The sequence below is a fragment of the Microbacterium sp. KU4F genome, from assembly GCF_056868075.1.
On record NZ_CP200324.1, the window covers coordinates 741212 to 755381 of the forward strand.

Sequence of the window (14170 nt, forward strand, 5' to 3'; positions counted from 1 at the left end):
CAGATTACGCCTGGAGCCGCGCGATGATCGCGTCGCCGATCTGTGCTGTGGTGCGGACCGAATCGGACCGCTCGGCGATGTCGGCCTCGACCGCGCGGGTGAGGCGGTCGGCGTCATCGCGCAGTCCGAGATGATTCAGCAGGAGCGCGACCGAGAGGATCGCGGCCGTGGGGTCGGCCTTCTGCTGGCCCGCGATGTCGGGAGCCGAACCGTGAACGGGCTCGAACATCGACGGGAAGTCGCCGTCGGGATTGATGTTCCCGGATGCGGCGAGGCCGATGCCACCGGTGACGGCACCTGCCAGGTCGGTCAGGATGTCACCGAAGAGGTTGTCGGTGACGATCACGTCGAAGCGGCTGGGGTTCGTGACCAGGAAGATCGTGGCCGCATCGACGTGCAGATAGTCTACGGCGACGTCGGGGTGCTCGGTCGCCACCTCATCGACGATCCGCTTCCAGATGCCGCCGGCGTGCACGAGCACGTTGGTCTTGTGCACGAGGGTGAGCTTCTTGCGGCGACGCTCGGCCTCGGCGAACGCGAAGCGCACCACGCGTTCGACGCCGAACGCCGTGTTCACGGAGGTCTCGTTCGCGACCTCGTGCGGGGTGCCCACGCGGATCGCGCCACCGTTGCCGACGTACGGGCCCTCCGTCCCCTCGCGCACCACGACGAAGTCGATCTCGCCCGGGACGGCCAGCGGACCGCTCGCACCGGGGTAGAGCTTCGACGGACGCAGGTTCACGTAGTGATCGAGCGCGAAACGCAGCTTGAGGAGCAGGCCGCGCTCGATGTTCGCGTTCTTCAAGCGCGGGTCGCCGGGCACTCCCCCGACGGCGCCGAGCAGGATCGCGTCGTGCGAGGCGATCGCCGCCAGGTCATCGTCGGTGAGGGTGTCGCCGGTCTCGAGAAAGCGCGCGGCACCGAGCGAGAACCAGGTGCGCTCGAACGTGACGTCGGTGCCGGCGGCCACCGCTTCGAGAACCTTGTCGGCTTCGGCGACGACCTCCGGACCGATTCCGTCACCGGGGATGACGGCGAGCTTCACGACGCGCGACATGGCACTCCTGTCTCAGGATGCCGCGGGCATCACCGCCGCGGCGAGTTGCGGGATGATCCCAGCGTAGTGGCGGCGATGACCGCCGCCACGACGACGAGACCCGCGCCGATGAGCGAGGTGACGCCGACACCGGCGTCGAAGGCGTGCGCTGCCGCATCCCGAAGCGCGGCGCCGGTCTCGGGGGCGAGCTCATTCGCGGCGCTCACGGCGCCCGCCAGCGTCTCGCGCGCCGCATCGGCGACGTCCGCGGGCACCCCCTGCGGCACGACGAGGTTCGCACGGTAGAGCGCGGTGAGCAGTCCTCCGAGCAGCGACGTTCCCAGCACGGCGCCCACCTCGTACGCCGTCTCGGAGACGGCGCTGGCAGCGCCCGCCTTCGCCGGCGGGGCGCTGGCGAGCACGAGCTCGTTCGAGACGGTCTCCGCGGCGCCGATCCCGATGCCCAGCACCATGAAGGCGACCACCAGCAGCGCCACCGAGCCCGGGTCCGTGGACAGCGCGACCATGACGTATCCCGCGAACGAGAACACCAGGGCGACCGGGATGACCACGCGCGGCGAGATGCGCTTTGCGACCGGAACGACCGCGAGTCCCGCGACGATCATGAGCGCGAGACCGGGCACGAGCGCCAGCCCTGCGGTCATCGGCGAGAGACCGACGATGAGCTGCAGGTGCTGCGAGACGAAGTAGATGAAGCCGACCAGCGCGAGCACGCTCAGCAGGTTGACGAGCAGCGCACCGCTGAACGCGCCGCGAGCGAACAGGCGCACATCCAGCATGGGCGTCTCGGAGCGGCGCTGACGGCGCACGAACAGCACACCGAACCCGACGCCGGCGACGAGCAGTGCGGCGACGAGCGGGCTCGGGCCGTGTGCCGCGGCTTCCTTGATCGCGTAGACGATGGGCACCATGGTCGCCATGGAGAGCACGATGCTCACCGGGTCCACGCGGCCGGGGTTCGGGTCGCGGCTCTCCGGCACCAGGATCGGCGCGAGCACCAGCAGCGGGATCAGCACGGGCACGGCCATCAGGAACACGGATCCCCAGGCGAAGTGCTCGAGGAGGAACCCGCCCACGACGGGACCGAGCGCCGCGCCCGCCGAGAACATGGCCGCCCAGACGGCGATCGCGAGCCGGCGCTGGTTGCGGTCGGTGAAGATGCTCCGCAGCAGCGACAGCGTGGACGGCATCAGCATCGCGCCGAAGACGCCCATGACGGCACGGGCGGCGATCAGCAGCTCGGCGCTGGGCGCGAACGCTCCGAGGGCGGAGACGGCGGCGAAGCCCGTGGCGCCGATCAGCAGCATCCGACGACGTCCGAAGCGGTCGCCGAGCGTGCCCATCGTCACGAGGGATCCCGCCAGCACGAGCGGATACACATCGATGATCCAGAGCTGCTGCGTACTGGTGGGCTGCAGCTGCAGGGCGATCTCCGGGAGCGCGAAGCTCAGCACGGTGTTGTCGACCGCGACCAGCAGCACGGGGAGCATGAGGACGACGAGCGCCGCCCAGCCGCGCCATCCGACGCGGCGCCCCTCGGCCTCGGCGATGGCGATGTCTTGAGTGAGTGTGTTCATATGTTTCTAAACCGTCCGGCTGGTATAGTAACAGAGATGACACGTCCTCCGTCAGTACGATCGAGACCATGAGTCGACCCCCGCGCGCCCGTGAGCTGGTGCTCGACGCCTTCGAGAGACTTCTCGTCACCGAGGGCGAACGCGCGGCGACGATGGATGCGACGGCGCGGGCCGCCGGGGTGTCCAAGGGCGGCCTGCTCTACCATTTCGGGTCGAAGGACGCCTTGGAGACCGGTCTGCTCGAACGCCTCCACGTGCTCGTCGACGAGGACCTGGATCGCATGTCGGCGTCAGCGGAAGGTCCTGTCGCCTACTTCGTGCGCACGTCCGCGATGAGCGATGACGCGCTGGATCGCGCGCTCGTCGCCGTCTCGCGGCTCGCCCAGGGCGGGCACACCGCCGCCGGAACGGCGCTGCGCGCCATCCGGGACCGCTGGGCCGAGGCGCTGCGCACGCACGTGGCGAGCGAGGCGGCCCTGGATCTCGTGATGCTCGTGAGCGACGGCCTGTACTTCAACAACGCCCTCGAGGGCGACGGCGTCGCCGGCCCCACTCCGACGGGCGCCGCGATGGACGCCCTGGTCGAGATCGTCACCCGCGCCGCGCGCGGCTGACCCGACCTCCAGACGTTTCGACTCGGCGCTGCGCGCCTCGCTCAACGACCGGAATCGACAACGCCGAGTGAGCACCCGATTGAATGCTCGCTCGATGAATGAATGCTCGCTCGGCGTCGAGGATGCAGGTCGCTGAGCGACCGCGGCGAGACGAAGCGCCGCCGCGCCGCGAGCGACGCGCCTCAGGACTCGGTGATCTCGATCTGACGGAACAGGTCGGCCTGGATGGCGGAGCCCACCTCGGCGAGCAGCTCGTCGGGCACGGGCGAATCGACAGTCAGCACGGACAGGGCCTGTCCCCCGGCCGCGCGGCGGGCGATCTGCATGCCGGCGATGTTGATGCCGGCTTCGCCGAATCGCTGACCGTAGACGGCGACGATTCCGGGGCGGTCGGTGTACTGCATCACGATGTGGTGCTTCTCGATCGGCAGCTCGAGGGCGTGGCCGTTGATGGCGACGATCTTCTCGATCTGCTTCGTGCCGGTCAGCGTGCCCGACACCGAGAGCTGCGAGCCGTCGGACAGGGCGCCCGCGACGGTGATGACGTTGCGGTACTCCTCGCTCACGCCGTCGACGATGAGCCGCACCTCGATGCCGCGCTGGTCGGCCAGCAGCGGCGCGTTCACGTACGACACCGACTCGCTGACGATGTTCGTGAACACACCCTTGAGGGCTGCGAGCTTCAGCACGCTGACGTCGTAGTCCTTGAGCTCGCCGTGCACCTCGACGTCGATGCTCGTGACGGGCGAGACGGCCAGCGCGGAGAAGATCTGGCCGAGCTTCTCGACGAGCGCGATGCCCGGGCGGACGTAGGGGTCGATGACGCCTCCGGCGACGTTGACCGCATCCGGGACGAGCTCGCCCGACAGCGCCAGCCGCACGGACTTGGCGACAGAGACGCCGGCCTTCTCCTGCGCCTCGTCGGTCGATGCGCCGAGGTGGGGGGTCACGACCACGTTCGGCAGCGAGAGCAGGCGGGCGGCGTCGCTGTCGGCAGCGGGCGGCTCGCTCGAGAACACGTCCAGCCCCGCGCCCGCGATCTCACCGGAGATCAGCGCGTCGGCCAGGGCGGCCTCGTCGATCAGCCCGCCGCGGGCGACGTTCACCACGAACGCGGTCGGCTTCATGCGACGCAGCTGCTCGGTGCTGATCATGCCCGTGGTCTCGGGCGTCTTGGGCATGTGGATGGTGATGAAGTCGCTCTGCTCGAGAAGTTCGTCGAGCGTGAGGAGCTCGACGCCCAGCTGCTGGGCACGGGCGCTCGTGACGTAGGGGTCGTAGGCGACGACACGCATGTCGAACGCCTGCAGGCGGGCGGCGATCAGCGCGCCGATGCGGCCGAGGCCGATGATGCCCACGGTCTTCTCGAAGAGCTCGGTGCCGGTGAAAGACTGCGCTTCCAGGCGCCGGACGAGAGCGACGCGTGCGCGGCCGGGATGCGGCGCGCGAGGCTCAGGATGTGTCCGACCGTGAGCTCCGCCGCGGAGATGATGTTCGAGGTCGGCGCATTGACGACCATGACGCCGGCGGTCGTCGCAGCCTTGATGTCGACGTTGTCGAGACCGACGCCCGCGCGGGCGATGACCTTCAGCGCCGGTGCGGCGGCGATGGCCTCCGCATCCATCCGCGTCGCCGAGCGCACGAGCACCGCGTGCGCGTCCGCGAGGGCGGGCAGCAGCGCGGCACGGTCTGCTCCGTCGACGTGGCGCACGTCGAAATCGGGCCCGAGGGCATCGATCGTGGCGGGAGAGAGCTCTTCAGCGATGAGGACGACGGGCTTGGTCACAGCGGATGTCCTTTGACACATGCGGGACCGCGTGCAGAGCACGACGGCGCGAGGCGGGTGGAAGCGCGTCGCGGGCGGGCCGGCCGCGCACTTGCCAGCCTACTGCCCCGGCTGCGGTGTCCCCGACCGTGTGACAGGACGTTGGGCCTTCGGATCTCAGGTGTTGTAGAGCGCGGGGGTGACCGACGCGTAGGCGAAGATGTCGAGCCAGAAGACGGCGACCAGGCACAGGCCGAGCAGGAGCAGAAGCGCGAAGGGCCCCGCCTTGCGCCGCCAGCCGAGGGCGAAGCAGCCGGCGAACACGAGGATCGGGAACAGTACGGGCAGCAGCAGCACGAACCAGCCGTACCCGGTGAGCCCGGCGTCTCCCCCGGCCTGCTGGAACAGGAATCCGAGCGCCGTCCAGAGCGCGAACGCGAAGAAGAGGGCCGCGAAGCCGGCGATCGTGACGATGAGCCAGACCGGCAGCGCGACGCGGGGCGCGGGCGTCGTGGCGCTCATGCTCCCACTCCCGTCATGAGGAACGGCCACGGCAGCAGCACCACCGCACCGACGACCAGGGCCACGATCCGCAGCCACATCGGCCGGGAGCGCGTCAGCACCATCGTGGTCGCGAACCAGACGGCGGGGGCCGCGATCGCCAGGATCCACGCCGCGATGTGCGCGGCGGGGTTGATGAACAGCTGTGCGACGAGCTGCAGCCGCGACCCGCCGATGAACCACCCGACGGCGAGCAGCAGGTAGACGCCGCCGAACACGCCGAGGGTCACGAGCGCGACGTTGCTCATCGGCGCGGGCTCGGCGTCGGCGGAGGCGGAGGCGGATGCGGGAACCGCCTCCGTCTCGGCGTCCAGACGCGTCGCAGGCGTCACGTCCGCCCGCTCCTGCGGGGCGGATGCGGCCCGGCGGGGCGCCACCTGCGGGGCGAGCGTCGGGTCGTCGTCGCCGTCCCAGCTGAGAGCGTCGTCGTCACGCGAAACCATGCCTCGACCCTACCTCCTGGCAGAGCGAAGGCCCCGGGATCACAAGGATCCCGGGGCCCGGACGCCCAGAAGGGGATTCAGGCGTCCTGCGTCGGACGGGCGGGCTCAGTCGCCGCATCCGCCGCAGCTTCGGCGTGCGCACGAGCAGCGCGCACTTCGTCGAACGAGGTGCCGTAGTAGGCGGCCTCCATGAGGGTGCGCATGTCCGCGAGCAGCGGCAGACGCGGGTTGGCCGGAGCGCACTGGTCGCCGTAGGCGGCCATGGCCAGCTCGTCGAGGCGGCCGATGAAGTCGCCCTCCGCGACGCCCTGCGCCTGGAACGAGCGCTCGATGCCGACGGCGTCACGCAGCTTCTCGACCGCGCGGGCGTAGCTCTCCACACCCTGCTCCGGGGTGTCCGCCTTCAGTCCCAGGTGCTTGGCGATCTCCTGGTAGCGCTCCGGTGCGATGTAGCGCTCGTACTTCGGCCAGCTCGTGACCTTGCTGGGAACGCGGCCGTTGTAGCGGATCGCGTGCGGCAGGTAGATCGCGTTGGTGCGGCCGTGCACGAGGTGGAACTTCGAACCGGTCACGTGTGCCATGGCGTGCACGATCCCGAGGAATGCGTTGCCGAAGGCCATGCCGGCGATGGATGCGGCGTTGTGCATCTTCTCGCGGGCCTGCAGGTCGGCGGCGTCCTTGGAACCCGCGGGCGCCTGCGTGGAGCGCACGATGTTCTCGAAGATCAGCTTGATCGCGTGCAGCGCGAGACCGTCGGTGTAGTCGTTCGCGTAGACGGACACGTACGCCTCGGTCGCGTGGGTGAGGGCGTCGAATCCCGCATCCGCCACGAGGAAGGCCGGCAGCGCCGCGGTCAGCGTCGGGTCGATGATGGCGACCGACGGCGTGAGCGCGTAGTCCGCGAGCGGGTACTTCATGCCCGTGGTCTCGTCGGTGATCACCGCGAACGGCGTCATCTCGCTTCCGGTGCCCGACGTCGTCGGCACGCAGACGAGCTTCGCCTTGGTACCGAGCTCCGGGAACTTGAAGGCGCGCTTGCGCACGTCGAAGAACTTCTCCCGCATGTCGGAGAACTGCACGTCGGGGTTCTCGTAGAGCAGCCACATGACCTTCGCCGCATCCATGGGCGAGCCGCCGCCGAGCGCGATGATCGTGTCGGGCTGGAACTCGCGCATCTGCGCGGCTCCGGCCTGCACGCTCGCCACGGTGGGCTCGGGCAGCACCCGGTCGATGATCTGCAGGTGCACGGGCGTCGGGCGGCGGTGCAGGATGTCGACGACCCGGTCGACGAAGCCCATCTTGGTCATCGTGGCGTCGGTGACGATGGTGACCCGGTCGATGTGCTTCATGTCGATCAGATAGCGCAGCGCGTTCGGCTCGAAGTAGGTCTTCGCCGGGATCTTGAACCACTGCAGGTTGTTGTTGCGCCGACCGACGCGCTTGATGTTCAACAGATTCACCGCCGAGACGTTGTTCGAGACCGAGTTGTGACCGTAGGAGCCGCAGCCGAGGGTCAGCGACGGCATGAACGCGTTGTAGATGTCGCCGATGCCACCGAGGGCCGACGGGGCGTTCTCGATGATGCGCACGGCCTTCACGCGGTCGGCGAAGTCGGCGATCACCGCGGGGTCGTTGCTGTGGATCGCGCCGGAGTGGCCGAGGCCATCGAAGGCGACCATCTGCTCGGCGAGGTCGATGCCCTCCTGAGGGGTGCGGGCGTGGAGCACGGCCAGCACGGGCGCGAGCTTCTCGCGCGTCAGGGGCTCGTGCGGTCCGACACCGGAGACCTCGGCGAGGATGATCGACGTGTCCGCGGGCACCTCGAAGCCGGCCTGCTGAGCGATCCAGGCGGGCGACTGTCCGACGACGGATGCGTTGAGCTTCGCGTCGGCGCAGTTGGCGCTGTCGGCGGCCACACCGAAGATGAACTCCTCCAGCAGGCGCTTCTCGGCCGGCGTCGCCATGTAGGCGTGCAGGCGTGCGAACTCCGCGAGTGCTTCCTTGGCGATCGGGGCATCGAGGATGACGGCCTGCTCCGAGGCGCAGACCATGCCGTTGTCGAACGACTTCGAGATCACGATGTCGTTGACCGCGCGACCGACCTTCGCCGTGCGCTCGATGAAGGCGGGCACGTTGCCGGCGCCGACGCCGAGGGCGGGCTTGCCGCAGGAGTATGCCGCGCGGACCATGGCGTTGCCGCCGGTGGCGAGGATGAGCGCGACGCCGGGGTGGTTCATGAGCTCACCCGAGGCCTCCATCGACGGCTCCTCGATCCACTGGATGCAGTCGGCGGGCGCACCCGCGGCGACGGCCGCATCGCGCACGACCGTCGCAGCGGCCACGGACGAGCGCTGAGCGGACGGGTGGAACCCGAACACGATGGGGTTGCGGGTCTTCAGCGCGATGAGCGACTTGAAGATCGTCGTGGACGTCGGGTTCGTCACCGGCGTGAGGGCGCACACGACGCCGACCGGGTCGGCGATCTCGGTGATGCCGGTGAGCTCGTCGGTGGAGATCACACCGACCGTGCGCTGGTTGATGATCGAGTTCGTGACGTGTTCGCACGCGAACATGTTCTTCACGGCCTTGTCCTCGAACGTGCCTCGACGCGTCTCTTCGACGGCGAGCACCGCGAGGTCGGCGTGGTGGCTGAGGGCAGCGACCGACGCCTTGCGGACGATCTGGTCGATCTGCTCCTGGGTGAAGGATGCGTACGCGGCCAGAGCTTCTTGGGCCCGGTCGACGAGGGCATCGATGACGACAGACATCGGAACACTCCCACTCTGCGCGGTCATTCGCCGCGCGTCATGGGACCAGATTATGAATTGGTCAGGCCACTACCCAGGGCCCAAGGTCCCACGAAAAAAGACCCGGCCACCGCATCCTGTGTTCGGGATGCGATGACCGGGCCAGGTCCGCCGCGTGGTGCACGGCGAGGTGTTCAGGCGCTCAGGCGCGGATCAACGAGCGGCAGAGCCCTCGGTGTAGTCCGAGTCCTGCTGCTGCCACGAGAAGAGCGAGCGCAGCTTCTTGCCGGTCGCCTCGATCGGGTGGCCCTGCTCCTTCTCGCGCAGCGCGAGGAACTCGGGAGCACCGGCATCCTGGTCGTCGATGAAGCGCTTGGCGAACGCGCCGGACTGGATGTCGGCGAGGACCGCCTGCATGTGCTCCTTGACCGAGGGATCGATGACGCGCGGGCCGGAGACGTAGTCGCCGTACTCGGCCGTGTCGGAGATCGACCAGCGCTGCTTGGCGATGCCGCCCTCCCACATGAGGTCGACGATGAGCTTCAGCTCGTGCAGCACCTCGAAGTAGGCGATCTCGGGCTGGTAGCCGGCCTCGGTCAGCGTCTCGAAACCGTACTGCACGAGGTGGCTCATGCCACCGCACAGGACGGCCTGCTCGCCGAACAGGTCGGTCTCGGTCTCCTCGGTGAAGGTCGTCTTGATGACACCGGCGCGCGTACCGCCGATGGCCTTGGCGTACGAGAGCGCCGTGGCCCACGCGGTGCCGGTCTCGTCGCGCTCGACGGCGATGATGTCCGGGATGCCGCGGCCCGCGACGAACTCGCGACGAACGGTGTGGCCCGGCGCCTTCGGGGCGACGAGGATCACGTCGACGCCCTCGGGCGTCTCGATGTAGCCGAAGCGGATGTTGAAGCCGTGCGCGAAGGCGAGGGTCTTGCCCGCGGTCAGCTTGTCCTTGATGCTGTCGGCGTAGATGGAGCGCTGGTGCTGGTCGGGGGCGAGGATCATGATCAGATCCGCCCACTCGGCGGCATCGGCGACCGACTTGACCTCGAAGCCGTCCTCCTGCGCCTTGGCGGCGGACTTGGAGCCGTCCTTCAGCGCGATGACGACCTCGACGCCGGAGTCGCGCAGGTTCTGCGCGTGGGCGTGACCCTGCGAGCCGTAGCCCACGATCGCGACCTTCTTGCTCTGGATGATCGAGAGGTCGGCGTCGGCGTCGTAGAAGATCTCAGCCATGGTGTGTGTTTTCTCCTTCGTGTGTCGGTCGTTGCGTTTCGACTCGCTGCGCTCGCTCAACGACCGGTGAACGGCTTGCGAAAAGGGGTTATCCGCGCAGGACGCGCTCGGTGATGCTCTTGCCGCCGCGACCGATCGCGAGCAGCCCGGACTGCGCCATCTCTTTGACGCCGAAGGGCTCGAGGGCGCGCAGAAACGCGTCCACTTTGCCCTTGTCGCCGGTGATCTCGACCACCAGCGCGTCCGGCGCGTAGTCGACGACGGAACCGCGGAACAGGTTCACGACCTCGAGCACGTTGGAGCGGCTCGCGTTGTCGGCGCGCACCTTCACCAGCACATGCTGACGCTGCACGGAGGCGGCCGCATCCAGCTCGACGATCTTGATGACGTTGATCAGCTTGTTCAGCTGCTTGGTCACCTGCTCGAGCGGGAGCTGATCGACGTCGACGACGACCGTGATGCGCGAGAGTCCGGGGACCTCGGTCACGCCCACGGCGAGCGACTCGATGTTGAAACCGCGTCGGGCGAACAGGCCCGCCACGCGGGTCAGCAGACCCGGCTTGTCCTCGACGAGGAGGCTCAGCACGTGTGAAGTCATGTCAGTCCTCCTTGTCGAACTCGGGTGCGTGGTCGCGGGCGTACTGCACGAAGCTGTTGCTCACTCCCTGCGGAACCATGGGCCACACCATCGCGTCGGCCGAGACGACGAAGTCGATCACCACCGGGCGATCGTTCGTCTCGAGGGCAAGCGTTATGGCGGCGTCGATCTCGTCCTCGCGCTCGACGCGGATCGCGAGGCAGCCGTACGCATCGGCGAGCTTCACGAAGTCCGGGATGCGGGCGGTACCGTGGCCGGTGTTGAGGTCGGTGTTCGAGTGGCGGCCGTCGAAGAACAGCGTCTGCCACTGGCGCACCATGCCCAGCGAGGAGTTGTTGATGATCGCGACCTTGATCGGGATCTCGTTGATCACGCAGGTGGCGAGCTCCTGATTGGTCATCTGGAAGCAGCCGTCGCCGTCGATCGCCCACACCACGCGGTCGGGCTCCGCGACCTTCGCGCCCATGGCGGCAGGGACCCCGTAGCCCATGGTTCCGGCGCCGCCGGAGTTGAGCCAGGAGTTGGGACGCTCGTACTTGATGAACTGGGCGGCCCACATCTGGTGCTGGCCGACGCCGGCGGCGTAGATCGCCTCGGGGCCGCTCAGCTCGCCGATGCGCGAGATGACCTGCTGCGGCGACAGCAGACCGTCGGTCGTGGGCGCGTAGCCCAGCGGGAACTCGTCGCGGAGCCCGTCGAGATAGCTCCACCACTCGGTGATGTCCGGCTGCTGGTCGCCGATGGTCTGGCGGAAGGCGCCGTCCAGGTCGACGAGCACCTCCTTCAGATCGCCCACGATCGGCACATCGGCGAAGCGGATCTTCGAGATCTCCGCGGGGTCGATGTCGACGTGCACGACCTTCGCGCCGGGGGCGAACAGCGACGCCTTGCCCGTGACGCGGTCGTCGAAGCGGGCGCCGAGCGCCACGATGAGGTCCGCTTCCTGCAGTGCGAGCACCGCGGGCACCGTGCCGTGCATGCCGGGCATGCCGAGGTTCTGCGGATGCGAGTCCGGGAACGCGCCTCGCGCCATGAGCGTCGTCACGACCGGAGCCCCCGTCGCCTCGGCCAGCACGCGCAGCTCGTCGGAGGAGTGCGAGCGGATCACGCCGCCGCCGACGTACAGCACGGGCTTGCGGGCCTCGGACAGCAGCTGGGCCGCGGCCTGGATCTGCTTGCCGTGGGCCTTCGTCACCGGGCGGTAGCCGGGCAACTCGACCTTGGGCGGCCAGATGAAGGGGGCCGTCGCCTGCTGGGCGTCCTTCGTGATGTCGACGAGCACCGGACCGGGGCGCCCCGTGCTCGCTATCTCGAAGGCGGCCGCGATCGCGCCGGGGATCTCCTCGGCCGTCTTCACCAGGAACGAGTGCTTCGTGATCGGCATCGTGATGCCCACGATGTCGGCTTCCTGGAACGCGTCCGTGCCCATCAGCGTCGAGAAGACCTGACCGGTGATGCACACGAGCGGGACGGAGTCCATGTAGGCGTCCGCGATCGCGGTGACGAGGTTCGTCGCGCCGGGGCCGGATGTCGCGATGGCGACACCGGTGCGACCGGATGCGGCGGCATAGCCCTCGGCGGCGTGACCGGCGCCCTGCTCGTGGCGCACGAGGATGTGGCGTACGGCCTCATCGTCCATGAGCGGGTCGTAGACGGGCATGATCGCGCCGCCGGGGAGTCCGAACACGTCGGTGACGCCGACGAGTTCGAGCGAGCGGACGACGGCCTCCGCTCCCGTGATCACGGGTGCGGACTGCGCACGGGCGGGCGGCCGGGGAATAGCCGCAGAGATGTCTGAGGACATGGGAACTACCTCGGGTGGGGATGACGGGATGTCGGAGGCGAAGTTACCCGGTGACGGCGCCTTCGGCAGCCGAACGCACGAGCTTCGAGTACTTGGCCAGGACGCCACGGGTATAGCGCGGGGGAAGCGGCTCCCAGCCAGAGCGGCGGGAGCTCAGCTCGGCCTCATCGACGAGTAGGTCGAGAGAGCGAGCCGCGATATCGACCCGTATCAGATCACCATCGCGCACGAAAGCGATAGGACCTGCGTCCACCGCCTCCGGTGCTACGTGGCCGATGCACAGGCCGGTTGTGCCGCCCGAGAATCGTCCGTCCGTCAAGAGTAGTACATCTTTTCCGAGACCGGCGCCCTTGATGGCGGCGGTCACCGCGAGCATCTCGCGCATGCCCGGGCCGCCCTTGGGGCCCTCGTACCGGATGACCACGACGTCGCCGGCGTGGATCTCCCCCGCCTCCAGTGCGTCCATCGCGGCGCGCTCGCGCTCGAACACGCGCGCGGGTCCTTCGAACACGGCGGCGTCGAAGCCGGCCGTCTTGACCACCGCGCCATCGGGCGCCAGCGAGCCGTGCAGGATCGTGATGCCGCCGGTGGCGTGGATCGGGTTGTCGAAGGTGTGGATCACGGTGCCGTCGATGGGGTCCGGGTCGAGCTCGCGCAGGTTCTCGGCGAGCGTCTTGCCGGTGACGGTCAGGGCATCGCCGTGCAGAAGTCCCTCATCGAGCATCGCCTTCATGATGACCGGGATGCCGCCGTGGCGGTCGACGTCGTTCATGACGTACTGGCCGAACGGCTTCATGTCGGCCACATGGGGCACCTTGTCGCCGATGCGGTTGAAGTCGTGGAGCGAGAGCTCGACGTCGGCCTCGCGCGCGATCGCGAGCAGGTGCAGCACGACGTTCGTCGAGCCGCCGAGCGCCATGGCGAGGGCGATCGCGTTCTCGAACGCCTCCTTGGTCAGGATGTCGCGCGTCGTGATGCCGAGCTTGAGCAGGTTGACGACGGCCTCGCCCGAACGGTGTGCGAAGTAGTCGCGCCGGCGGTCGGCGGAGGGCGGCGCCGCGCTGCCCGGGAGGCTGAGTCCGAGCGCCTCTGCGACCGAGGCCATGGTGTTGGCGGTGTACATGCCACCGCACGCTCCCTCACCCGGCGCGATCGCGCATTCGATGCGCTTGAGGTCGGCCTCGCTCATCTTGCCCGCGAGGCAGGCACCGACCGCCTCGAAGGAGTCGATGATGGTGACGTCCTTCTCGGTCCCGTCGCTGAGCTTGACCCAGCCGGGCGCGATCGAACCCGCGTAGAGGAAGACGCTCGACAGGTCGAGCCGGGCCGAGGCCATGAGCATGCCGGGGATGGACTTGTCACAGCCGGCCAGCAGCACGCTGCCGTCCAGGCGCTCGGCCATCATGACCGTCTCGACGGAGTCGGCGATGACCTCACGGCTGACGAGCGAGAAGTGCATGCCCTCGTGCCCCATCGAGATGCCGTCCGAGACCGAGATCGTGCCGAACTGCAGCGGGTATCCCCCACCGGCGTGCACGCCCTCCTTGGCGCCCTGGGCGAGCCGGTCGAGACTGAGGTTGCAGGGGGTGATCTCGTTCCAGCTGGAGGCGATGCCGATCTGGGGCTTGTCCCAGTCCTCGTCTCCCATGCCGACGGCACGCAGCATGCCTCGGGAGGTGGTGGCTTCAATGCCGTCCGTCACAGCGCGGCTGCGCGGCTTGATGTCGATCGCTTCGTCGGGGTGGCTCACCCGTGCAGTCTATTG

The 14170-nt window shown here is 68.7% G+C and carries 10 protein-coding genes and 1 pseudogene; 1 reads left to right on the forward strand and 10 read right to left on the reverse strand.

The genetic code is table 11. From position 1 onward, the window contains the following. Positions 1-4: 4 nt before the first annotated feature. Together AC1VNH_RS03725 and AC1VNH_RS03730 are read right to left on the reverse strand one after the other, a co-directional pair. The gene (locus AC1VNH_RS03725) at positions 5-1057 is read right to left on the reverse strand and encodes a 3-isopropylmalate dehydrogenase (protein WP_483109945.1); all 1053 of its coding nucleotides are present in this window, start codon (positions 1055-1057) and stop codon (positions 5-7) included. Positions 1058-1086: 29 nt separating this feature from the next. Further along, positions 1087-2634: an MFS transporter gene (locus tag AC1VNH_RS03730; protein WP_483109947.1), complete on the reverse strand. Its 1548-nt coding sequence runs from the start codon at positions 2632-2634 to the stop codon at positions 1087-1089. Between the two features lie 68 nt (positions 2635-2702). Here AC1VNH_RS03730 and AC1VNH_RS03735 point away from each other — a divergent pair, with 68 nt between their 5' ends. Then, positions 2703-3248 (forward strand): TetR/AcrR family transcriptional regulator, encoded by a 546-nt coding sequence (locus AC1VNH_RS03735; protein ID WP_483109949.1) that lies wholly within the window; start codon positions 2703-2705, stop codon positions 3246-3248. A gap of 182 nt (positions 3249-3430) precedes the next feature. On the opposite strand, the pseudogene serA reads toward AC1VNH_RS03735, so the two are convergent. From serA to ilvD, 8 genes and pseudogenes are all read right to left on the reverse strand, one after another. Then, positions 3431-5034, reverse strand: a pseudogene (gene serA, locus AC1VNH_RS03740) (phosphoglycerate dehydrogenase). A 156-nt stretch (positions 5035-5190) separates the two neighbouring features. Then, a complete protein-coding gene (locus AC1VNH_RS03745) occupies positions 5191-5535 on the reverse strand; it encodes a bacitracin resistance protein (RefSeq protein ID WP_483109951.1) in 345 nt (114 codons plus the stop codon). Further along, positions 5532-6017, reverse strand: coding sequence for a DNA polymerase III subunit gamma/tau (locus AC1VNH_RS03750; protein WP_483109953.1), 486 nt, complete (start codon positions 6015-6017; stop codon positions 5532-5534). The genes AC1VNH_RS03745 and AC1VNH_RS03750 overlap by 4 nt, the downstream gene beginning before the upstream one ends. Before the next feature lie 77 nt (positions 6018-6094). Next, positions 6095-8785 (reverse strand): bifunctional acetaldehyde-CoA/alcohol dehydrogenase, encoded by a 2691-nt coding sequence (adhE, locus tag AC1VNH_RS03755; protein WP_483109955.1) that lies wholly within the window; start codon positions 8783-8785, stop codon positions 6095-6097. 192 nt (positions 8786-8977) lie between these two features. Next, positions 8978-10003, reverse strand: a complete 1026-nt coding sequence (gene ilvC / locus AC1VNH_RS03760) for a ketol-acid reductoisomerase (protein WP_137417264.1) — start codon at positions 10001-10003, stop codon at positions 8978-8980. 88 nt (positions 10004-10091) lie between these two features. Then, positions 10092-10601 (reverse strand): acetolactate synthase small subunit, encoded by a 510-nt coding sequence (gene ilvN / locus AC1VNH_RS03765; protein ID WP_274285555.1) that lies wholly within the window; start codon positions 10599-10601, stop codon positions 10092-10094. Between the two features lies 1 nt (position 10602). After that, positions 10603-12405, reverse strand: coding sequence for an acetolactate synthase large subunit (locus tag AC1VNH_RS03770; protein ID WP_483109957.1), 1803 nt, complete (start codon positions 12403-12405; stop codon positions 10603-10605). 43 nt (positions 12406-12448) lie between these two features. Then, positions 12449-14155 (reverse strand): dihydroxy-acid dehydratase, encoded by a 1707-nt coding sequence (gene ilvD, locus AC1VNH_RS03775; RefSeq protein WP_483109958.1) that lies wholly within the window; start codon positions 14153-14155, stop codon positions 12449-12451. Positions 14156-14170: the final 15 nt, after the last annotated feature.

Excerpts from the sequence above, each read along its gene's own strand:
- AC1VNH_RS03725 (WP_483109945.1), bottom strand. The coding sequence starts at position 1,057 with ATGTCGCGCGTCGTGAAGCTCGCCGTCATCCCCGGTGACGGAATCGGT.
- AC1VNH_RS03730 (WP_483109947.1), bottom strand. The coding sequence starts at position 2,634 with ATGAACACACTCACTCAAGACATCGCCATCGCCGAGGCCGAGGGGCGC.
- ilvC (WP_137417264.1), bottom strand. The coding sequence starts at position 10,003 with ATGGCTGAGATCTTCTACGACGCCGACGCCGACCTCTCGATCATCCAG.
- AC1VNH_RS03745 (WP_483109951.1), bottom strand. The coding sequence starts at position 5,535 with ATGAGCGCCACGACGCCCGCGCCCCGCGTCGCGCTGCCGGTCTGGCTC.
- AC1VNH_RS03735 (WP_483109949.1), top strand. The coding sequence starts at position 2,703 with ATGAGTCGACCCCCGCGCGCCCGTGAGCTGGTGCTCGACGCCTTCGAG.
- adhE (WP_483109955.1), bottom strand. The coding sequence starts at position 8,785 with ATGTCTGTCGTCATCGATGCCCTCGTCGACCGGGCCCAAGAAGCTCTG.
- ilvN (WP_274285555.1), bottom strand. The coding sequence starts at position 10,601 with ATGACTTCACACGTGCTGAGCCTCCTCGTCGAGGACAAGCCGGGTCTG.
- AC1VNH_RS03770 (WP_483109957.1), bottom strand. The coding sequence starts at position 12,405 with ATGTCCTCAGACATCTCTGCGGCTATTCCCCGGCCGCCCGCCCGTGCG.
- AC1VNH_RS03750 (WP_483109953.1), bottom strand. The coding sequence starts at position 6,017 with ATGGTTTCGCGTGACGACGACGCTCTCAGCTGGGACGGCGACGACGAC.